The organism is Marinobacter mangrovi (assembly GCF_016798325.1).
Lineage (GTDB): Bacteria > Pseudomonadota > Gammaproteobacteria > Pseudomonadales > Oleiphilaceae > Marinobacter_A > Marinobacter_A mangrovi.
Window position 1 is genome coordinate 55,183 of record NZ_JAERVO010000001.1, and the last position, 20,347, is coordinate 75,529.

A 20,347-nucleotide genomic window follows, 5' to 3' on the forward strand; every position below is an offset into this window, starting at 1 on the left:
ATTATTTTTGTCTCTTCTTGCTGAAACGGCTCACAAGGAAGAGTGCGGCACCGGCGGTAGCCATGAGACCCAGCATTCCGGGTTCCGGAACGGATACGGGATCAGGGGTGCAGTTATAACGGCAATGGTCATAACCTGCAAATGCAAAGGCTGCTGGCAGTGCAGTCAATACAAATACAATCAGTTTATCCATGACATTGATCCTCAATGTAGACCCATGAAGGCCCACACAATAATCAGCATATAGCGTGCCTGAATCGGCGGTGGCGTAAATCAACGGTTTGCAGGGCGCTTGTCGTCGGACTGTAAAGTGCGCCGACTCCCCCTGATGCGTCTGATTTTTCGATGACGCTGACAGGGCCGTGAATTCAACGGGTTGGGCTTTGTCCCGGCGAGGCGGGAAAACGGGCGCTGTGTCAGAAAAATTGGCATTACCGGCAGGCGAGGGCGGCCCCATGGCCGGCCGCCCGAATTGAAGGGGTCGGATTTACTCTTCAAGGATAAACGCGGTCTTCTCCAGGGTGTTCTCTTCCTCGTCCACGAACCGGAACAGGTTCCAGCCGATTCGCACCACGTCGTTGTTGTTCAGACGTTGGCGGCCATCAATGCGGATGTCGTTGACGAAGGTCCCGTTGGTGCTGTTGTCGTCGGTAATGTAGTAGTCGATGGTGCCTTCCAGATACGCGTTGGGCTCCACGTCGATATGGGCATGGCGGGCGCTGACCGAGATCTCGTCGATCTGGATGGTGTTGTCCGGGTGACGGCCGATGTGGACGCATGGTCCGTCCAGTTCGAACGTGTTGACAACAAGGTTGTCGACCAGATGGGAAAGCGCTGCCATGTCATGACTCCTTGAGAATGAGGACGACGGACACATTGTCCGCCGCCTGGTTTTCGAGACTGGTGTTAATCAGTGTGTTGGCCTGCTCACGCAGCGGAACGCGCGCCGGAATCAAGCCGGGCCAGTCGGCTTCGGGCACGGCTTCGGTCAGGCCATCGGAACAGAGCAGGAGCCGGTCGCCGCGCGCCAGTTGTAAGCGGCACAGGGACGGCTCCGCGGCCTCGTTGGAGCCCAGCGCCTGGGTCAGCACGTTACGGAACGGCATGCGCGGTGCTTCGGCCTCGCTGATGCTGCCGTCGTCGATCATGTTCTGGACGACGGTGTCGTCCCGGGTTTTCAGGTCCAGCTGGTCACCGCTCAGGTGGTAGCAGCGGGAGTCGCCAATGTGTGCGACCAGCGCATCGCTACCCTGGATCCAGACCAGCACGATGGTCGTGCCCATGTTGCCCAGTACCGGATCTTCCTCGCGCAGCGCCTGGATCTGCTCGTTGGCTTCGTTGACGGCGTCGCGAATGGCCCGGACCTGGGCGGCGTCGTCCACGGGAGGCTGGTTGATCAGCGGCACCAGCACCTGGGTAATGACGTTGACAGCCACCTGGCTGGCGATTTCACCGCCTTTGTAGCCGCCCATGCCATCGGCCACAATGCCCAGGGCCCGGGTGCTGTCCGGGCAGACGTGCCAGGCAATGGCGTCCTGATTGCTGACACGGCGGGTGCCGATGTCGGTGAGTCCGGTGGCGATGAGCGTCATCAGGTAGCCTCCTTGCTGCCTTCACGCGCAGCGGCCCGGCGCAGGGCGTCAGCCATGGCGCCAGCGCTGGCGAAGCGCTTGGCCGGATCCCGCTGTATGGCTTTGTTGATGAGTCGGACCACGCCATCCGGCAGGTCCGGGTTGAATTCCCGAACGCTGCGGGGGCGCTTGTTCAGGATCTGGTAGGTCAGGTTGGCCAGGGTGTCGGCGTTGAACGGCGTGGCACCGGAGACCAGTTTGTACAGGGTGACCCCCAGGCTGTAGGTGTCGGATTGTCCGGTCACCCGTTGCCCCTTGAGCTGCTCCGGTGACATGTAGAGCGGGCTGCCCATGACATTGCCTGTGCGTGTGCGGGAGTCGTCGGCGATTTTGGCGATACCGAAGTCGGTGATTTTCACGTCCCCGCTCCTGGCGTCGTAGATGATGTTTCCCGGCTTGATGTCTCGATGGACGATTTTCTGGCCGTGGGCGTAGTCCAGGGCTTCGGCGACCCGGGCCAGAACGTCCAGTACCACGGGCAGTTTCAGCAGCCGGTCGGGCTTGCCCCAGGCACTGAGCGGACGACCTTCGGCGTAGTCCATGGCGATGAACGCCAGGTCCGCTTCTTCACCTACATCATAGACCGTCACGATCGCCGGGTGGTTCAACCGGCCGGCCGCCTCCGCTTCCCGGAAGAAGCGGTTCTTGAGTTCGTTGAGCTCGGTTCCCTCGAACTGGGCGTAGCTGAAGGTCTTGACGGCGACCCGGCGAGCGATCTTGGGATCCTGCCCCAAGTAGACCACGCCCATAGCGCCGCGCCCCAGTTCCCGTTCGATTTCGTAGCGTCCCAGCGTCGGCTTGCTGACGGATGTGTCCGGCAGGACCAGCGTGCTGGTGGCGTCATAGCTGATCGGTTGCGGGCTGGTGCCGGTTGCACCGAACTGTTCCAGCGCCTGCAGCCGCTTGGCCACATCCTTGAAGCCCTTGCGCTGGGCCCGGATCTGGCGATAGGTGTCGGCGGCCGCCTCGTACTGGCGCTTACGCTCCTGCTGGATGGCGATGTCGTATTGCAGGTCGAGGCTGGCCTGGCAGGGTGGGCAGTCAGCCAGGGCGGCCAGAGCCTCGTCCGGTTGGCCCTGCTGAAGCAGCAGTCGACCCAGTTGGCAGCGGGCCTGGCGGAGGTTCCGGCGCAGGCCTCGAATCTCACGGAAGGGCTGCATCCAGAACAACATGATGGCAAAGCCTGGAACCAGCACCGTCAGTACCGTCCCCATGGGGATCCAGGTCTGGCGGTAGAGTAACAGGATGGCTTGAGCCACCAGCAGGCCGATCAGTGCCAGCGCTACCAGCAGGCTGGAGAGCCCCGTGCCGAACGCCGGCATCCCGAAAACCAGCAGCAGGACGACACCGACCACCAGGCCGCGAATCAGGTGAATGCTCCAGTCCGGCTGGTGCAGCTCCTGGCGGCTGAGATATTGCTGGAAGCCATTGCCGGGCAGGGGAACCGCTTCCGCGTCGCCTTGATCGGGCACGTCCCGTAAGGTGAGGAAGGTGGCGTGGTCCAGGTGGTCAATCAGGGGCAGCTGGTCGCCGGCCAGCACGGCAACCAGGGCGAGAGCGACGACCACCAGACGCAGACTGAACATATGGGAAAGCAGGAAGCGAATGACGGCCACTCCGTAAAAAGATGTAAAACGCCTTTACGGAGTGTAGGAAGTGTAACTTTCCGGGACTATTGGATTTTTTTGGTTTTTTGTAAGCAAATGTGTTGCCGGGCCCTGCGGCCGCCCGGCATTCGCCTGTCCGCTCAATGGGGCTGCCGGTACCAGACTTCCACACGCCCGTTCCGGCTCGCGCCTTCCGCACCGCCACTGCCGGCGACCGGTACATAGTGGCCGTAGCCCGTATAGGCGGACACGTTGATGTTCTGCTCCTTGCGCAACGCCTTCTTGACCGACAGGGCCCGCAGCTCGGAAATCATCTGGGCGCGCAGTTCATTGGCCTGCTTGTCGGCGTAGCCAATCAGCATCAGGTCACTGCCACTGGCCTGATGGGCATCCAGGAAACGCTTGAGTCGGGCCAGGTCGCGGTGGGCCTTATTGTCGAGGTGGGTGCGGCCTTCGGCGAAACGAAAGTTGACGCTCAGACGCTGGAAATCGTGGGTAAGGGTGCGCAGCGAGGCAGGAATGCTGTCACCGCGATCATCCTCCACCGCCTGGATATTCTGCGAGATGTAGCCGGTCTGCTGAACGATATCCTGCCCCTTGGGGCCCTGCACGAATTCCAGGAAGTCACGGGTCACCGGGCTGTCATCGCTGCCCAGGGAATAGAGAAACAGACGGCGGGAAAGCGGGTAGTCCTCAGTGGCGACATTGAGCCGGGTCGGTAGCAGGGCCGCAGAATCGCCATCGGCGATCGCAAGCACCTTGCTGTTACGAACCGAGGCGAGGCCGGTAAAGCCGATGCCGGCGGGATCCTGGCTGACGTCGTCGGACAGCCGGTCGTTGGACTCGTAGCGTTTGGCGTTTGGAGTCAGGTTGTACTGCTTGCCCAGGACCAGGTGATGGAACGTGTCCCAGGTGCCGGATCGCTCGTCCCGGGCGTAGACGTGAATCCCGCGGTCCGGTCCGCCAATCTGTTTCCAGTTGTTGATCTGGCCCGCAAAGATTTTCGCCAGCGTGTCTTTTTGCAGTGTCTCAATCGGGTTGGACGGATGCACCAGGATGGCCAGCCCGTCGATGGCAATGATGTGCTCGCTGGCCCGATCGCGAAGGTCAGTGCGCTTGGCCAGCAACTGGACTTCTTTGTCTTTCGCCGGGCGCGAGGCGGCAGCGATCTGGGAGCTGCCTTCCAGCAGTCCCTTGAAACCTGTGGCCGAACCATGGGCTTCCACCCGGGCTTCGAACAGTTGGCCTTTCAATTGGCCGGTGATGCGCTGCTCGTTCTCGACCGGTGTGCTTTTAATGGCGATGTTACGGGCGCCGTCCTGTTTCAGGTAGCCGGCCACCAGGGCCGGCGCGAGTCGGGCGCCAATGGTGTTGGAACCATGAATTTCCAGGTCGTTGGCGCAGGCGAGGGCACTGATGAGGGCAAGCAGGGTAGCGCTGGCGAGCGTGGCCAGCCGGCGGACGAAGGCTATCGGCACGATACTGTCTCCGGTTTCTGGGAAAACGGAACGGTATGACAGCTGTGTGACATTACAATGACAGCGTCGGTAACCGATTGTGATCCGGAGCATTATTTCCGGTTGCCATGGGGTATTCGGCCGCTCTCGACCGGTCTCTAACTGCGACTGTCACGGAAATTTAAGAGAACGGGTGTAAGCCTTTTACCGTGGGTCTGTCGTCTATTAAGGCTGGATGACATCCTCTTTAAAGGCTTAGCGAATAGTCTTGATAGGATTGTCTGGGCCCGGATGGCAATGGTAATTTTAGAGTATCAATGATTTTTGGCGGACGCGTGTACGCTGAGCCCGGGTAATCGAGAGGAGAACACAGAATGACGGCATCGACTGAACTGAACGAGAAACGGGAGGTCCTGGCGTCTCTGGAACCCCTGGTCGAAAAACTGACGCAGCGCCATCTCGACGAGCGGCGGCTGTGGATGCCCAGCGAATTCCTGCCTTCCAGCGAGGGCATTACGGACGACCAGGAGCAGTATCTGGTTGATCTTCGTGAGCGCGCCCGGGGCCTGCCCGATCCGGTACGGGTGTCGCTGGCACTGAACCTGCTGACCGAAGAAGGCCTGCCGCACTTCCATCGCCTGATTGCCGTCCACCTGGGCCATGGCAACGCGTGGGAGCGCTGGAACTTCCTCTGGACGGCGGAAGAGGATCGTCACGGCTGCGCGCTGCACGACTACGTCCGCGATACCCGACTGTTCAATATGGAAGCCTTCGAGAAGCTCCAGTACCTGTACCTGGAGTCCGGTTTCGATCCCGAGTGGCATGACGATCCCTACCAGCTGCTCGCCTACACCAGCCTGCAGGAGCGCGCCACCCAGGCCGCCCATGCCAACACCGGCAAGCTTGCGGCCAACTACGATCCGGTCATCCAGCGCATCCTTGGACACATTGCGGCCGACGAGTCTCGGCATTTCCGGTTCTACCGGGATGCCTTCTGTGGCCTACTGGAAACCGACAGCACCCGCGCCATGCAATCGGCCCTGAAAGTGACCCCACGCCTGGCGATGCCGGGTCACAACATCGCCGGCTACGACGACATGGCGGATGTGGTCCACCGCGCCGGCATCTATGGCCCGCGGGACTACCGCAAGGTGGTCCAGCAATGCCTGGACAGCTGGGGAATTGCGGACTTGGTGCCCAACGACGCGGCCGGCCGTGAAGCGCAGGACAAACTGATGGCCGTGCCTGCCCGTCTGGATAAACTCGCCAGCCTGATTGAGCGCCGCATGCGCAGCAAGAGCTTCAGCTTCGACTTCATCAATCGTCGCGTGATGGATTTCGAGATGGAGACGGCCTGATCCGGGCACGACGTCCCGAAGGCGATGGATGGCAACCGGTCGGTGTCCAGCTTCTCATTGGGGCGCCGACCGGACATCTCTATTCCTGGCTTTCCCCCTTAACCCGCATTTCCACCGCGTCGTGTAGCCAGTGCTCCATTTCGACAATCAGGCATTGGCCGTCAACGCTGACAGCCCGCTCCAGTCGAAGAGCCGGAGAGCCCTCGCGAATCTGCAGGCACAAGGCCTGTTGATCGTTCAGGCAAGTCGATGAAATGCCGATGTTCAGTGACCGCTGACGATAGCCGTAATGCCGGCTGACGAGATCCGTCAGCGACCCGCCCAGTTCCTGCTCCAACAGGCCTTCGAAGGCGTCCTCCCGGTAATAGCAGGACTCCAGCAGCGCCCAGCGCCCGTCGATCGATCTCCGGCGGATGACTTTGTAGACCGGGGTCTGGCTGCTCAGTCCCAACGTCCTGGTGATGGCCACCGATACCGTTTCCCGCGTTGCCGAGATCAGCTCGGTTTCCAGTGACCGCTGATGTTGCCTGGCTTCGTGCAGGATGCTGTGGGTTCGTGTGGGATCGTAGATGAAGACCGGCGGTGATACGTACCAGCCGATCCGGTTGAGTCGATAGATCAGCCCGCGGTTTTCAAGGTGGTGCAGGGCGTCACGGGCATTGGCGCGACTGACCTGGAGCTGTTCACACAGCTGGCGCTCAGAGGGCAGGCGTCGTCCGATCGTCAGTTCTCCGGCCTCGATCCGGTCTTGAATGTGGGCGGCGACTGACTGGTAGGTGGCACGTTGTGTCATGGCAATCCTGTTTGGATACGGGTGCATTCAGTTCAGCCCAACTTGATGACCGATATGTGACAGCGGTTTGTGAATTTAAACTGGTACGTACCAGTTGTCACAAATACGTCAATGGACTGACATCGAAATCGAGAATGACTGACATCTTCCTTTGCCAATCTGGTACGTACCAGATAACCAGAATCAAGGGAGTGCCTCATGCTTTTCTCATCACGAATATTGATGGCCGCAGGTCTGTCGGCCTTATTGCTGAGCGGTTGTAACGGGGAAAACGGTGATGTTTCGGCCGACGGCGGAAGCAGCTCGGATGCCGGCGACAGCAGCCAGCCCGAAAAGCCGGTCGTGGTTGCCCCCAGTGCCGATTCAGCGCCGGATTTCATGGTGCGGCCCTACTTGCAGGCGCCGTCGCCGGACGGCATGACGGTCCTGTTTGAGACGGCTGACGGCTCGCCGGAAGTCTGGGCCCGCCCGTTTGGCAGTAGCGATGCGTTTAACAAGGTGCCTGCCGACGCCGTGGCCGACGGTGAACAGGTTTACCAGGCGCGCCTCGACGGCTTGTCCTCCAATACGCTTTACGAGTACTACGTGCTGACGCGGGATGGCGAAGGCGCGGTTCAGGTGACTCAGCCATTTGCGTTCAAGACCTGGCCGGTTGCTGCGGATGGCGTCGACAAGGCGGAATTCCTGGCGTTGAGCGATACCCAGCTTGATCGGTCGGAGTACGTCGACGTACTCGACAACGTGGTGGAAAAGGGCTTCATGACCCTGGAATGCGATGGCAGCCACCCCGAGACCTGCGCTGAAAACATCGCCGGCATCACCATTTCCGGGGATGTGGTGCAGGTAGGCGGCAACCGGCAGGACTGGCGGGAACAGATGTTCGGTCGGATGGCCGCCATCACGCCTTATGTGCCGCTGATTACCGTCCCGGGTAACCACGATTACTACAGCGATGCCGAGATCAAACTCTACAGGACATACATGGCACCTCCTGCCAATGGCTCGGTGGGCTATGACGAACACTGGTATTACCTGGATTACCTCGGCTTGCGCCTGGTCGGCCTGGACAGCTATCCCATTTCCGGCGCGCACGGGGCCTTTAACCGGGACACCCTGGCGATTCAGCGACAGTGGCTCAAGGAAACCCTCCGGGACGCCCGCCTGTCCGACATGCCGTTCGTTTTCGGCCTGTTTCACCATGGCTGCCTGTCTGAGCTTTGGAACGTGGGGGAAAGCATCGGTTCCTGTGAGCTGGTGGCCGAACTCGAACAATACAGTGCTGATACCGGGGCGATTACCGGGCATCTTTTCGGCCATACCCACGCCTATTCGCGGGGGCAGTCGATGAATGTGCCGCATCTGTGGCTGGACGCCGCCAGCGCATCCGGCTACGTCGAGCCCCTGGACGACGCCGGTCACCAGAGCGACCAGATCCGGGATTATGACACCTTTGCCGTCAGTCGCAGTGAGTTTGGCTATAACGTGCTGACCTTCCGATTCGAGCCGGATCCGAGCCTGACCCTGCAGCGGCGCAAAGGCGGTTATGACGGTGACACGGCGTTCGACGTGGTGGATGAGGTGACGTTCCACGCCGAGTCCAATAACGCCCTGCCGGCGATCACGGCGGGCGAGGGGGAACTGCAGCCCGCCGATGTGTCCCTGGGCATCAGCGTCGCGCAACCAGAGGCCGTCGAGGCGGTGCAATGGCAGGTCAGCGAGACGGAGGATTTCAGCGACACCGTCTTTGACATCTGGGGCAACGATACCCGGCGCCACAACTGGTTCTACGACTCGGCCGACCAGGTCGGAGGCAATGACCTCACCGGATTCGAGGCGATCGATACCCAGCAGTTCGTGGACATCCTGAGCCTGGATCTGTCGACTCTCGCTGACCAGAAAACGCTGCGTGCGGGTGGCGACGACTACTACCGCTGGAACAAACGCTACAGTTCCCAGAACACCCATGTCTCCGGTTACGATGCCTACGCGGGCCAGACGCGGCCGAACCTGTCCCTGAAGCCAGGCGCCACCTACTTCTGGCGTGCGCGAACCCGCGACAACACCATGAACTGGTCCGCCTGGACAGAGACCGCCAGCTTCAGCATTGCCGGCACCCAGACCGCCAACCTGCTGGTCAACGGGGACGCGGAAACCGGCGACACCAGCAGTTGGGATCTGGAAGCCGGGTTGATGAGTGCGATTGGCGCCGGCGACAACGGTGGATTCGGTGCCGCGGTGGGCGATTACTATTTTGCAGGCCGCGGGTTCGGGCAGGGAGCGCCGGCTGACTGTTGCGTGGACAGCCTGTCCCAGGCGGTGGATCTCTCCGCTTATGCCACGCAGATTGACAGCGGCGGCGCCTATCTCGAATTCGAGGCCCGGATGACCACCTGGGAAGGCAAGGACACCCCGATGGTGTACGTCGAGGCCTATGACGGTGCAGGCGATACACTCGACTGGTCCGGCAGCACGCCGCAGACCGTCAGTACCGCCAAGTCCTGGCAGCCGGTGCAGATCAGTGCGGTACTGCCGAGCGGGACGCGTCGCGTGAAAGTCGTGATCGGCGGCGAGCGCCAGGCGGGAAGCGACAACGACGTTTACTTCGATGAGATGACGCTGCACCTGCTGTACTGACGATCGATAATATTCACCCAGCCTATTTCCGGAATAACGCCCCCGGACTCCCGCTCAGGAGCCTGGGGGTGTTATTTTTCAGGGAGAGCAAACTTTCTTGACGAGCAGGGAGGTGCAGCATGGCTGATTTCAGCATGGCAATCGGGCGGGTCCGGATTTCCCATCCCATCATCCAGGCGCCCATGGCTGGCGTGTCGACACCGGCGCTGGCGGCGGCCGTGTCCAATGCCGGAGGACTGGGGTCGATTGGTATTGGCGCCAGCAGCGTGGCGGTCGCCCGGAAGATGATCGATGACACCCATCAGCAGACCGCCCGCCCGTTTAACGTCAACGTCTTCTGCCACCAGCCGGAACAGCCCGACCCGGAGCGGGAGGGGGCCTGGCTGGCCTATCTCAAGCCGTTGTTCGAGGAAGTGCAGGCCGAGCCACCGGCGTCGCTGGCGTCTCCCTATCCCAGCTTCGTCGAGAACGAGGCTATGTTCGAGATGCTGCTGGAAACCCAGCCTGCGGTAGTCAGTTTCCACTTCGGTTTGCCGCGCCAGGACTGGATCGATGAGCTGCGCGCTTCCGGCATCACACTGATGGCGACAGCTACCTGCCTCAACGAAGCGTTCCAGATCCAGAAAGCCGGCCTGCATGGCATCGTCGCCCAGGGGCGTGAGGCGGGCGGCCACAGCGGCGTGTTTGATCCCGCTGGCGGGCCGGAACTGGGGACCTTTCCGCTGGTGCGCCTGTTCAGCAATTATTGCCGTCTACCGGTCCTTGCAGCGGGCGGCATCATGGATGGTCGGAGTATCCGGGCGGCACTGGATCTGGGAGCCGTGGGTGTGCAGATGGGCACGGCCTTTATCCTGTCGCCGGAATCATCGGCCGATGACGCCTACCGGGCCCGCTTCCGCGATGGCGCAGCGATCCAGACCCGCCTGACATCGGTGATTTCCGGCCGTCCTGCGCGGGGCTTTGTCGACCGCTGGAGCCAGGAGGTGGAAACTCCTTCGGCGTTGGGCATCATGCCGGATTACCCCATCGCCTATGTGGCTGGCAAGGCACTGAAAGCGGCCGCACTGGAAGCCGGTCAGCATGGGTTCGATGCCTGTTGGGCCGGGCAGGGCGCACCACTGGCGCGATCGCTTCCCGCCGCCGAATTGGTTGAGCGTCTGATGGAGGAACTGAAATTGGCCTCAGCCGTCGGTCGCTGACCCCAGCCGAAAGCGATCGAGAATCCACTGCTTGACGGTCGTTGCCGCGTCGCTCAGCGGTGCCTGGCGATTGTGCACCAGAAAAAGGTGGCGTCGCGCCGGCAGCGTCGTTTCAAAGATCCGGCACAACCGCCCCGCGTCGAGCGCCGGTTTGCCCAGGATCTGATCGGTCAGCCAGACGCCCAGGTGGCTTTCCGCAGCCTGCAGGGCCAGGGTGGAATGATCCGAATAGAGGTTGTCCAGGGGGTGGCCGGTCAGGCCCGCTTGCTGGATCATGCGCTGCCAGTCCTGGTGCAGGTGATCGTGCAGCAGTGTGCACCCGTCGAGGTTGCCGCCCCCAAGTCCGGGATGTTGTGACCGGTATTCGGGGCTGCACACCGCCATGACCTCCAGTTTTCCCAGGCCATTGCAGTCAAAACGCGGGTCGGCCTCGGGCAGGTAGCGGATCGCCAGGTCGTGATCGCTGCCGTCCAGCGTCGACAGCAACGATGAAGCATGCAGCTGCAGCTCAATGTCCGGATGCGCCTCGCGAAACCGTCCCAGTTGCGGTCCGAAACGGATCATGGCGAATCCTGGCGGCAGGGTCAGGCGGACCGTCCGGGTGCGGTTGATCCGCTGCATGGAGACGGTGACGCCCAGTAACTCCGATAACAGCGGATAGATGCGCCGGTAGAACGAACTGCCGGCTTCGGTGAGGGTAACCTGGCGCGCACTGCGCTGGAACAGCGGCAGCCCCAGCCAATCTTCCAGGGTTTTGACCTGCTGGCTGATGGCTCCGGGCGTGACGGAAAGCTCGTCGGCCGCCTGCTTGAAACTCAGGGTCCGGGCGGCCACGCAAAAGTAGTGCAGGGCTTTGAGCGGTGGCTGACTCACGATTTAGAAATTCTCTTTCAAGGTCGCAAAAAATATCGTTTGTTGGTGATTAGGCTTCTGTTGAGAATAGCTGAATTCATTCTCAACCTGAACGGAGCGCGCCATGAAGCCTGCCCGCCTGAGCCCCAATGCCTGGATCATCCTGGTGGCGGCCTCGCTGTTGCTGATGTTTGCCTTTGGCTTTCGCGCCAGTTTTGGCCTGTTTGTGCAGCCGATGTCCGAGGCCAACGACTGGGGACGGGACGTCATTGGCCTGGCCCTGGCAATCCAGAACCTGGCCTGGGGCGTCATCGCGGTCCTCGCCGGTGGGTTGGCGGATCGATTCGGTAACACGAAAGTGCTGGTGGCGGGCGCGCTGCTCTACGCGCTTGGGCTGTGGCTGACAGCAGGTGTCGATTCCGTCTGGACCCTGCAGATGGGCGCGGGCTTCCTGGTGGGGGCCGGCATCGCCGGGACCGGTTTTGGTATCGTCCTGCCGCTGATGGCCAAGGCCGTGAGCGAGGAGGATCGCCAGTGGGTGCTCGGCGTCGGGACGGCCGCCGGCTCCATGGGGCAGTTTCTGATCGTGCCGTTGGCCCAGCAGTTTATCGACCTGTTCGGCTGGACCGGCGCGTTGAATGTCATGTCCCTGATGGCGCTAGGTATGATCATCCTGGTCATGCCTCTGGCCCGGCTGGTTAAGCCTCAGGTAACTGCGCCCGCGACCCCCGGGGCCGGGGCTGAAGCGTCCTTTGCCACAACGATGGGCCTGGCCCGTGGCCATCTTTCTTACTGGTTGCTGACGGTGGGGTTTTTCGTCTGCGGCTTCCACCTGGCATTCATCACCGTCCATTTCCCGGGGTACCTCACCGACAATGGCTTTGATCCGGATGTGGCAGCCTGGTCCATCGCGCTGATCGGGCTGTGCAATGTGGTGGGCGCGATGGTGTCGGGCTACATCTCTGGCCGGGTGTCGATGAAGCGGGTGCTGATGTTCATCTACATCGCCCGGGGTGTGGTAACGGTGGCGTTACTGGTGCTGCCGCTGTCGCTGGCGTCGGTGCTCACGTTCAGCTGTCTGACGGGCTTTCTCTGGCTGGCGACGGTGCCGCCCACCACGGGACTGGTGGCGACCATGTTCGGCACCCGCTACATGGCAACCCTCTATGGCGTCGTGTTCCTGGGGCACCAGTTGGGCAGCTTTACCGGTGTCTGGCTGGGTGGCTGGATCTACGAACACACCGGTCACTATGACGCGGTCTGGTGGACCAGTGTGGTGCTAAGCCTGGTGGCGGTTGCATTGCACTGGCCGATTCGGGAGTACCGGGTGGCCAATCTGGAGCCAGCGGCGGCCTGATCGTCGGATCAGGCGGCGTTGCCGGCTGCCACGCCGGAGGCCCAGGCCCACTGGAAATTGTGCCCGCCCAGGTGACCGGTCACGTCCACCACTTCGCCGATAAAGAACAGGTTGGGGCGGTCGTTGACGGCCATGGTCTTTGACGACAGCTGGTGGGTGTCGACGCCGCCGAGGGTGACTTCGGCCGTCCGGTAGCCTTCGGTGCCCGCCGGTTTGATCGTCCAGCGGTTCAGTGTCTGTGCGACGGCTTCAATGTCGGCATTCCGGTAGCCCTGCAAGGGGCCCGTCCAACCCTGGAGGTCGTTGAAGGCCTGGGCAAAACGCTTGGGCAGGTGGCGGTTCAGGTAGTGGGCCACGGTGGACTGGGGCTTGTCCTGGCGCAGCTGGCTGAGGCGTTTCTGCGCGTTTTCGCCGGGCAGCAGATCAATCTGGAGGGGATCCCCCGGTTGCCAGAAGCTCGAAATCTGAAGCATCGATGGACCGCTCAGCCCCCGATGCGTCACCAGCATGGGTTCCCGGAAGTGCTCGCCGTTGCAGTGGACATCGACCGGGCAGCTGATGCCGGACAGTGGCGCCAGTTGCTCCTTCAGTTCAGGATGCAAGGTGAAGGGCACCAGGCCCGCCCGGGTGGGCAGAACCTCCAGGCCAAACTGTCGGGCGACGTCATAGCCGAAGCCGGTAGCGCCCATGGTGGGAATCGAGAGCCCGCCACAGGCCACGATCAGCGATTCGCAGGTCAGCGTGCCGGTGCTGGTCCGTACCTGATAACCCCCTGGCTGTTCACGGATCGCGGTCACACTGGTCTTGAGCCGGATCTCGGCGCCCGCCCATTCGCACTCGGTCAGCAGCATGTTGAGGATGTCCTTGCTGCTGTCCTGGCAGAACAGCTGTCCCGCTGCCTTTTCCTCATGCTCGATACCGTGCCGCTCGACCAATTCCAGGAAATCCTGGGGCGTATAGCGTTTCAGGGCTGAGATGCAGTAATGGGGATTGGCGGACAGGAAGTTGGCCGGCGTGCTGTTGAGGTTGGTGAAATTGCAGCGCCCGCCGCCAGACATGAGGATCTTCTTGCCCGGCTTGTTGGCGTGATCGATCACCAGCACGCGGCGCCCGCGGTAGCCGGCGGTGGCGGCACACATCAGGCCGGCGGCACCGGCGCCGATTATGATCACATCGTAGGTTTGCGGCATGGGGACTTTGGGGTCCGGTTGGAACATGTCAGCGGCGGATTATACGTTTTTCTTACACTCGGGTCGTTGTTGGTTCGAATGGCTATAATGAAAATAAGAGATCCTGACGGCAAAGGAGTGGTCATGAGTAACACCGATCCTCATCCGACGCTGTCATCGTCCCGGGATTGCCCGATGGTCGATGGCCAGCGCCAGGTGCAACGGGTCAAGGCCCGCCTCACCAATGTCGGCGGCATTCCGGTGGCGCGGTCGGTGCCGACCCGGGAGCGGCGTACGATCGGTGCCTGGTGCTTCCTCGACCATATTGGCCCGACCACCTTCGGCCCCGGCGATACCGGAATGCGCATCGGGCCCCATCCGCATATTGGCCTGCAGACGTTCACCTGGATGATTGCCGGGGAGATCCTGCACCGGGACAGCTTGGGCTCCGAGCAGGTCATTCGCCCGGGCGAGGTGAACCTGATGACGGCCGGTCAGGGGATCGCACACACCGAAGAATCCATTGGCGACTCCGACAGCCTGCACGCGGTACAACTTTGGATCGCCCTGCCGTATGCCGACCGGGAGACCGAGCCCCGTTTCGATCACTATCCCTATCTGCCACGCTGGCAGGAGCAGGGGGCCGACGCCACCTTGCTGACGGGGCATTTCCGCGAGCACAACGCGCCGACTCTGGCCTTTTCGCCGCTGATTGGCATGGATTTGCGTCATCCATCCGGCGGTCCGATCACGATCCCTTTGCGGCCGGACTATGAATACGGGCTGCTGCCTCTGGAGGGCGCATTCACCTGCTCAGGCGAAACCTATGACGTCAACGAGCTGGCGTATTTCGGTATGGGGCGGTCCGAGGTGACGTTCGAGGCGCCGGCCGGTGGTCGGGCGCTGTTGCTCGGCGGCGAGCCCCTGAGCGACGAATTGCTGATGTGGTGGAATTTTGTGGGCTATTCCAGAGCCGAGATCGCGGAAGCGCAGCGGGAGTGGGAAGCCGCCAGTGATCGCTTCGGCGATGTACCCCAATTCGATGGTCCCCGCCTGTCCCCGCCGCCCATTCCCTGGAAACTGTAGGACCCCGGACGGCCCTCTTTCAGTACGCCCTCTCTTTGGATTGTCGTCGTAACGCCTTATCCACAATAAAAAGAAATGTAAATTAATATGTGTAAAAAATGGTCACTTTGCGTAACCATCATTATAATCGGCGCCGCAAAGTCTGATGGCGTTGGAGTCGGTGGTGTTACGAATTGCAGTCGCGTTGGTGATGGTCGGCCTGCCCGTATGGGGCTGGGCCTTTTCCGTCACGTTTATCAACCCGGGGCATCACGATGAAGCCTTCTGGGTCGATGCGTCCCGTGGCATGCAATCCGCAGCGCGCAGTCTGGGCATTGATCTGGAAATCGTCTATGCCGAGCGGGATGTTCTCCAGCAGATTGAGCTGACCCGCGAGGTGACTGCCCGCCCGCCGGCGGCGCGGCCCGATTACCTGATCCTGTCGGTCGAAAAGGGCTCCTTTGCCGCCCAGATGACACTGGCCGAAGCGGCCGGGATTCCTGTTTTCCTGGCTTACAATGGCCTGCTGCCTACCGAACACCAACAGTACGGATTACCCCGCGAGCATTTCAGTGAGCTGCTGGGTTCACTGACACCCGAAGCGGAGGATGCGGGCTACCTGACGGCAAAAAAGCTCATCGACGCTGCGCGACATAAGGGGCTGTCGGCGCCGGATGGCCGCTTCCATCTGCTGGCCCTGTCCGGGGATCGCTCAACCGATTCGTCGATCCAGCGCAACGAGGGGATGCGCAAGGCCGTTGCAGAAGCGGGGGATGTGGTCGTCGACCAGCTCGTGCAGACCGACTGGCGGCAGGATGTGGCGGCTTTCAAGGCCGGTCAGCTTTACCAGCGTTATCCCGACGCATCCCTGGTCTGGTCGGGCAGTGATCAGGTGGCCTTTGGGGCCATGTCGGCCCTGGGGCGTCGAATACCGGGAAAAGACGTGCTCTTCTCGGGTGTGAACACCTCGGCCGAGGCCATGCAGGCGGTGATTTCCGGCAAGCTGACCGCACTGGCCGGCGGCCACTTCATGGCCGGCGCCTGGGCGCTGGTGGTGCTTTACGACTATCAGCACGGCATCGACTTTGCCGATTCGGAAGGGCTGGAAATGGCGCGCCCGATGTTCACGCTGTTTTCGCCCGCCAAGGCGCGACGCTATCTGGCCATATTCGGGGCGAGCGGCGTGCCATCGCTGGATTTCCGGCCGTTTAGCAAGGCGCTGAATCCGACAGTCGACCATTACGACTTTGAACTTGCCCGGTTGCTGGAGCCCTGATGCGCGTCGTTGCCCGTCCTTTCCATTCTCTCGCCAGTACGGTGCTGCGCAATGTCGTGGCGGCCGCGGGCGTGTTTGCGATGGTGGTCGGCGTGTTTTATTGCTACCACGCCTACCACAAGGAACTGGACCGGGTCGAAAAGCTGACCACCGCCTTCGCCAAGGCCTATGTGCCGATGCTCACCGTGGGGATCTGGGATATCGAGGCGGACGCCCTGCAGCACCAGGTGGACCTGATTGCCGGTCATCCGGAAATCGCGGAGGCCCGGGTATCGGCAGCCACCGGGATGACATTCCTGTCCGGAAGCAGACCTCAACAGCGAGCGCCGGACCGTCGTATTCCGATTCCCCATCCCGCCGACCAGGGTGAAACCCTCGGTGAGCTGGATATCTGGTACGACCAGAACTACATCAACCAGGCCATCACCGAGTCGGTGGTCATCAGCTTTCTGGAGTTTGTCCTGTTCGCGCTGGTGGTGAGCCTGATCACCTACCGGATTATCTTTGCGCGCCTGAACAAGCCGCTGCGGACCCTGGCCGATTACAGCCGGCAGCTCAACCCGGGCCGTCGCAATCCACCGTTGGAACTCGAGCGCACCCGACATCACTGGGAGGATGAGATCGACCTGATGGTGGAGGGCTTCAACACGCTGCGTGACGGCATTGCCCGATTCAGCGAAGAGCGTGACCAGGCCATCCGCGCCCTCAGTGAGGAACGGGACCGGCTGGACGATCGGATACGCCAGCGCACCGAGGACGTGTCGAACATCAATGCCGCGCTTGAGTTTCTGTCACGGCTGTCCGTCAAGCTGATTGACGTGCCGGCGGCCGGTCAACCCCAGGCCATCCGTGATGCCCTCTCGGAGAGTGCCGAGCGACTGGGGGCCACTGCCGGCGGCATCGCGCTGGCCCCGGTCGAAGGCGAGTGGACGTGGTGCTACCAGTGGACCGGCACCCGCGGCGAACTGCCGGATATTGACGTCCTGGCCCGGGCCGAGTGGTTCCCGGGCTGGTACGTGGGGCCGGCTTCCTGGTCGGATGGAGACACGATCTGTTCGGTCCAGATGGAAGGCGAGCGCTACCTTCTGCTGTTCCGCGAGCCGGCCAATCGCCTGTACACGCCGTTGGAAGAGCGTCTGATACGGTTGTTGGGCGAGATCCTGTTCAAGGTCATCGAGCGCTGGCAGCGCCAGCGTCAGCTGGAAGCGAGCCGGCGCGAACTGTACCGCCTGTCACGCACCGATCCGTTGACGGGGTTGGCCAATCGGCGCTACTTCACGGAAGTTCGGGAACAAGAGGGACGTCGTGCCCAACGCAGTGGCGAACCGATATCCGTGCTGATGATCGATGTGGATTACTTCAAGGCCTATAACGACCAGTACGGACACTCCCAGGGGGATCGCTGCCTGGTGCGCCTGGCCGAGGTGTTTCGTCACCAGTGCGCGCGGGCGGGGGAGTTGTCCGTGCGTCTGGGGGGGGAGGAGTTCGCGATCCTGCTGCCGACCATCGACGCGGAAGAAGCGCTGGCCGTGGCCGACCGTGTCCGCAAGGCGGTGTTTGACCTGGCGATTCCCCACGACGGCTCGCCGCTGGGTTGGGTGACGGTCAGCATCGGGTGTGCGACCTGGTTCGGTGACTATGGCGCCGGCGCCATGGATACGGTGTTCGATCGAATGATGCGGGATGCCGACCACGCCCTCTATCGGGCCAAGGAGCATGGTCGGAATCGCGTGGAGGGCGCCGCCCCGTTAACACTCGTCGATGGTTGAGCGCCCGGGGCGGTCGGCGATCAGCTCGCCTTGAGGGACTGCATGTCGATGACGAAGCGGTACTTCACATCGCCTTTCTTCATGCGCTCATAGGCCCCGTTGATGTTCTGGATGTCCAGCATTTCCACATCGCAGGTGATGTCGTGCTCGGCGCAGAAATCCAGGACTTCCTGGGTCTCCGGCATGCCACCGATCAGGGAACCGGCCAGTACCCGACGCTTGAACACCAGATTGCCCGCTTCCAGGGCCGGATCCACCGGCTCGAGCAGGCCGACAATAATGTGGATGCCGTCGAACTTGAGGCAGTTCAGGTACGGATTGAGATCGTGCTGGACCGGCACGGTATCGAGCATGAAGTCATAGTGCTCCGCGGCCGCAGCCATCTGCGCCTCGTCGGTGGAAATCACCACGTGGTCCGCGCCCTGTTTCTTGGCCTCGGCCACCTTGCTTTCTGAGCGGGTGAAGATCGTCACTTCCGCGCCCAGCGCCTTGGCGAATTTCACGCCCATGTGGCCCAGGCCGCCCATGCCGATCACACCCACTTTATGACCGGCTTTGACGCCGTAGTGGCGCAGCGGGGAATAGGTGGTAATGCCGGCACACAGGATCGGCGCCGCGCTGGACGGATCCAGCTTCTCCGGAACCTTCACCACGAACCGCTCGCTGACCACCACCTTGTCGGAATAGCCGCCGTAGGTGATGCTGTGATCGTGACGGTCCTCGCCGTTGTAGGTGGAAGTCATGCCTTCCAGGCAATATTGCTCAAGCCCGGCCTCGCAGGCCGAGCAGCTGCGGCAGGAGTCCACCATACAGCCCACGCCGACGACATCGCCAACTTTGAAACCGGTCACGTCGCTGCCGACGGCGGTGACGCGGCCAATGATTTCGTGGCCCGGGACCACCGGGTAGTTGGTCACGCCCCAGTCGTTCTGGACGAAGTGGATATCGGTGTGGCAAACGCCGCAGTAATCAATCTCGATCGATACATCATCCGGCCGCGGTTCGCGCCGGTCGAAGCTGAACGGCGCCAGGCCGGAGGTGTTCGAGTGCGCTGCGTAACCCTTTGCATTCGACATCGGTGTGTATCCTCTTTCAATGGGATGGAATTCAATCGACTTGCAGGGTTCACAGTGTGCGAGATCGGGCTCGGGCCGACCATCAACGTTCCTTTGGCGTTTTTGCACATTTCTATGAAGGCGTGGCGGTCCCTGTTCCCGGCGTGGACATTTTAGGCATAATGGAGTGCCCAGTCAGAACGCGCGAGAGAAGGCATGCACAGCGAAATCGGCCGCTCACCGGAAATGAAAGACCTCATCCGTCCACTGATCGAAAGTGACGGATTCTCCGACACACGGCTGCCCGGTATCCGTGTCATGGCCTGCCATCGGAAAATCGATCGAACACCGATCATTTACCAGCCCAGCCTGACGATCATCGCCCAGGGTCGCAAGATTGGTTACCTCGGCGATCGTGAGATCCACTACAACCCCGGCCAATACCTCGTCCAGACCCTGCCGCTACCGTTTGAGTGCGAGACCTTTGCTTCGGAGGAAGCGCCCATGCTCGGGCTGGCCGTGCAGATTGATCCCGCTATGCTGGGTGAGCTGGTGGTGGAAATGGGGGAAGTCGACGACGACCCGGAGGCGACACCGCCGCGGCCAATGGATTCAGTGGAAATGACCGACAGCATGCACGAGGCGGTCATTCGCCTGCTGCGGGCGCTGCATGATCCGATGGATGCCCGGATTGCCGGCCAACAGCGGATTCGCGAGGTGGTCTACGAGGCGTTGAAAGGCGATCAGGGCGCGGCCCTGAGGGCGTTGATCCGGAATCAGGGCAACTACTCGCGCATCGTGCGGGTGCTGAGCCACATCCACACCGATTACCGGACGGAACTGTCCGTAGAGGCCCTGGCGCGCGAGGCCAATATGAGCGTGTCCACGTTCCACCAGCACTTCAAGCAGGTGACCCAGGTGTCTCCCCTGCAGTACATCAAGCGACTGAGACTGATCAATGCCCAGCTGCTGCTGACCCACGACGACCTGAACGTCAATCAGGCCGCTGCGGCAACCGGGTATCGCAGCGTTCATCAATTCAGTCGCGACTACAAACGTTATTTTGGCGTGAGCCCGATCAATGACCGCCGCCAGCCGGAGGCCCGTGCGGTAAGCTGACGGCGG

The 20,347-nt window shown here is 61.8% G+C and carries 17 protein-coding genes; 8 read left to right on the top strand and 9 right to left on the bottom strand.

The window, feature by feature from the left end:
* Position 1: 1 nt before the first annotated feature.
* The 5 genes from JL474_RS00270 to JL474_RS00290 all read right to left on the bottom strand — a co-directional run bounded on the left by JL474_RS00270 (position 2) and on the right by JL474_RS00290 (position 4,716).
* Positions 2–193 (bottom strand): PEP-CTERM sorting domain-containing protein, encoded by a 192-nt coding sequence (locus tag JL474_RS00270; protein WP_203140520.1) that lies wholly within the window; start codon positions 191–193, stop codon positions 2–4.
* Positions 194–487: 294 nt separating this feature from the next.
* Positions 488–841, bottom strand: coding sequence for an FHA domain-containing protein (locus tag JL474_RS00275; RefSeq protein WP_203140521.1), 354 nt, complete (start codon positions 839–841; stop codon positions 488–490).
* 1 nt (position 842) lies between these two features.
* Positions 843–1,592, bottom strand: coding sequence for a PP2C family protein-serine/threonine phosphatase (locus tag JL474_RS00280; protein WP_203140522.1), 750 nt, complete (start codon positions 1,590–1,592; stop codon positions 843–845).
* On the bottom strand, positions 1,592–3,217 hold the full coding sequence (locus JL474_RS00285) for a serine/threonine-protein kinase (protein ID WP_203140523.1): 1,626 nt from the start codon (positions 3,215–3,217) through the stop codon (positions 1,592–1,594). The genes JL474_RS00280 and JL474_RS00285 overlap by 1 nt, the downstream gene beginning before the upstream one ends.
* 161 nt (positions 3,218–3,378) lie before the next feature.
* A complete protein-coding gene (locus JL474_RS00290) occupies positions 3,379–4,716 on the bottom strand; it encodes a substrate-binding domain-containing protein (protein WP_328797754.1) in 1,338 nt (445 codons plus the stop codon).
* Positions 4,717–5,069: 353 nt separating this feature from the next.
* Here JL474_RS00290 and JL474_RS00295 point away from each other — a divergent pair, with 353 nt between their 5' ends.
* A complete protein-coding gene (locus tag JL474_RS00295) occupies positions 5,070–6,053 on the top strand; it encodes an acyl-ACP desaturase (protein ID WP_203140525.1) in 984 nt (327 codons plus the stop codon).
* 79 nt (positions 6,054–6,132) lie between these two features.
* Here the strand turns inward: JL474_RS00295 and JL474_RS00300 are convergent, their stop codons facing one another.
* Positions 6,133–6,846: a UTRA domain-containing protein gene (locus JL474_RS00300; protein WP_203140526.1), complete on the bottom strand. Its 714-nt coding sequence runs from the start codon at positions 6,844–6,846 to the stop codon at positions 6,133–6,135.
* 222 nt (positions 6,847–7,068) lie between these two features.
* Between JL474_RS00300 and JL474_RS00305 the strand changes: the two genes are divergently transcribed.
* Together JL474_RS00305 and JL474_RS00310 are read left to right on the top strand one after the other, a co-directional pair.
* A complete protein-coding gene (locus tag JL474_RS00305) occupies positions 7,069–9,480 on the top strand; it encodes a metallophosphoesterase family protein (RefSeq protein WP_236011949.1) in 2,412 nt (803 codons plus the stop codon).
* Positions 9,481–9,599: 119 nt separating this feature from the next.
* Complete coding sequence (locus JL474_RS00310) at positions 9,600–10,679, top strand: NAD(P)H-dependent flavin oxidoreductase (protein ID WP_203140528.1); 1,080 nt, start codon at positions 9,600–9,602, stop codon at positions 10,677–10,679.
* On the opposite strand, the gene JL474_RS00315 is transcribed toward JL474_RS00310, so the two are convergent.
* A complete protein-coding gene (locus JL474_RS00315) occupies positions 10,662–11,552 on the bottom strand; it encodes a LysR substrate-binding domain-containing protein (protein WP_203140529.1) in 891 nt (296 codons plus the stop codon). The two genes, JL474_RS00310 and JL474_RS00315, sit on opposite strands and share 18 nt — an antisense overlap.
* 103 nt (positions 11,553–11,655) lie before the next feature.
* Between JL474_RS00315 and JL474_RS00320 the strand changes: the two genes are divergently transcribed.
* Positions 11,656–12,888 (top strand): MFS transporter, encoded by a 1,233-nt coding sequence (locus JL474_RS00320; RefSeq protein WP_203140530.1) that lies wholly within the window; start codon positions 11,656–11,658, stop codon positions 12,886–12,888.
* Between the two features lie 8 nt (positions 12,889–12,896).
* Here JL474_RS00320 and JL474_RS00325 read toward each other — a convergent pair whose 3' ends face one another.
* Positions 12,897–14,078, bottom strand: a complete 1,182-nt coding sequence (locus JL474_RS00325) for a BaiN/RdsA family NAD(P)/FAD-dependent oxidoreductase (protein WP_203140531.1) — start codon at positions 14,076–14,078, stop codon at positions 12,897–12,899.
* A 123-nt stretch (positions 14,079–14,201) separates the two neighbouring features.
* On the opposite strand from JL474_RS00325, the gene JL474_RS00330 reads away from it, so the two are divergent.
* From JL474_RS00330 to JL474_RS00340, 3 genes are all read left to right on the top strand, one after another.
* Positions 14,202–15,143 carry a pirin family protein gene (locus JL474_RS00330; RefSeq protein ID WP_203140532.1) on the top strand — a complete coding sequence of 314 codons (942 nt, stop codon included), beginning with the start codon at positions 14,202–14,204 and terminating at the stop codon, positions 15,141–15,143.
* A gap of 163 nt (positions 15,144–15,306) precedes the next feature.
* Positions 15,307–16,398, top strand: a complete 1,092-nt coding sequence (locus JL474_RS00335) for an ABC transporter substrate-binding protein (RefSeq protein ID WP_203140533.1) — start codon at positions 15,307–15,309, stop codon at positions 16,396–16,398.
* Positions 16,398–18,167 carry a sensor domain-containing diguanylate cyclase gene (locus JL474_RS00340; protein WP_203140534.1) on the top strand — a complete coding sequence of 590 codons (1,770 nt, stop codon included), beginning with the start codon at positions 16,398–16,400 and terminating at the stop codon, positions 18,165–18,167. Before JL474_RS00335 ends, JL474_RS00340 begins: the two co-directional genes overlap by 1 nt.
* 20 nt (positions 18,168–18,187) lie before the next feature.
* On the opposite strand, the gene JL474_RS00345 is transcribed toward JL474_RS00340, so the two are convergent.
* Positions 18,188–19,243: an NAD(P)-dependent alcohol dehydrogenase gene (locus tag JL474_RS00345; protein ID WP_123634293.1), complete on the bottom strand. Its 1,056-nt coding sequence runs from the start codon at positions 19,241–19,243 to the stop codon at positions 18,188–18,190.
* A gap of 195 nt (positions 19,244–19,438) precedes the next feature.
* On the opposite strand from JL474_RS00345, the gene JL474_RS00350 reads away from it, so the two are divergent.
* Entirely contained in the window at positions 19,439–20,341 is a 903-nt protein-coding gene (locus JL474_RS00350) for an AraC family transcriptional regulator (protein WP_203140535.1), read from the top strand.
* The last annotated feature ends 6 nt before the right edge of the window (positions 20,342–20,347 follow it).

Coding starts and splice junctions, on each gene's coding strand:
- JL474_RS00345 (WP_123634293.1), bottom strand. CDS start 19,243: ATGTCGAATGCAAAGGGTTACGCAGCGCACTCGAACACCTCCGGCCTG.
- JL474_RS00325 (WP_203140531.1), bottom strand. CDS start 14,078: ATGCCGCAAACCTACGATGTGATCATAATCGGCGCCGGTGCCGCCGGC.
- JL474_RS00300 (WP_203140526.1), bottom strand. CDS start 6,846: ATGACACAACGTGCCACCTACCAGTCAGTCGCCGCCCACATTCAAGAC.
- JL474_RS00310 (WP_203140528.1), top strand. CDS start 9,600: ATGGCTGATTTCAGCATGGCAATCGGGCGGGTCCGGATTTCCCATCCC.
- JL474_RS00275 (WP_203140521.1), bottom strand. CDS start 841: ATGGCAGCGCTTTCCCATCTGGTCGACAACCTTGTTGTCAACACGTTC.
- JL474_RS00320 (WP_203140530.1), top strand. CDS start 11,656: ATGAAGCCTGCCCGCCTGAGCCCCAATGCCTGGATCATCCTGGTGGCG.
- JL474_RS00340 (WP_203140534.1), top strand. CDS start 16,398: ATGCGCGTCGTTGCCCGTCCTTTCCATTCTCTCGCCAGTACGGTGCTG.
- JL474_RS00350 (WP_203140535.1), top strand. CDS start 19,439: ATGCACAGCGAAATCGGCCGCTCACCGGAAATGAAAGACCTCATCCGT.
- JL474_RS00295 (WP_203140525.1), top strand. CDS start 5,070: ATGACGGCATCGACTGAACTGAACGAGAAACGGGAGGTCCTGGCGTCT.
- JL474_RS00330 (WP_203140532.1), top strand. CDS start 14,202: ATGAGTAACACCGATCCTCATCCGACGCTGTCATCGTCCCGGGATTGC.
- JL474_RS00280 (WP_203140522.1), bottom strand. CDS start 1,592: ATGACGCTCATCGCCACCGGACTCACCGACATCGGCACCCGCCGTGTC.
- JL474_RS00285 (WP_203140523.1), bottom strand. CDS start 3,217: ATGTTCAGTCTGCGTCTGGTGGTCGTCGCTCTCGCCCTGGTTGCCGTG.
- JL474_RS00270 (WP_203140520.1), bottom strand. CDS start 193: ATGGATAAACTGATTGTATTTGTATTGACTGCACTGCCAGCAGCCTTT.
- JL474_RS00305 (WP_236011949.1), top strand. CDS start 7,069: ATGGCCGCAGGTCTGTCGGCCTTATTGCTGAGCGGTTGTAACGGGGAA.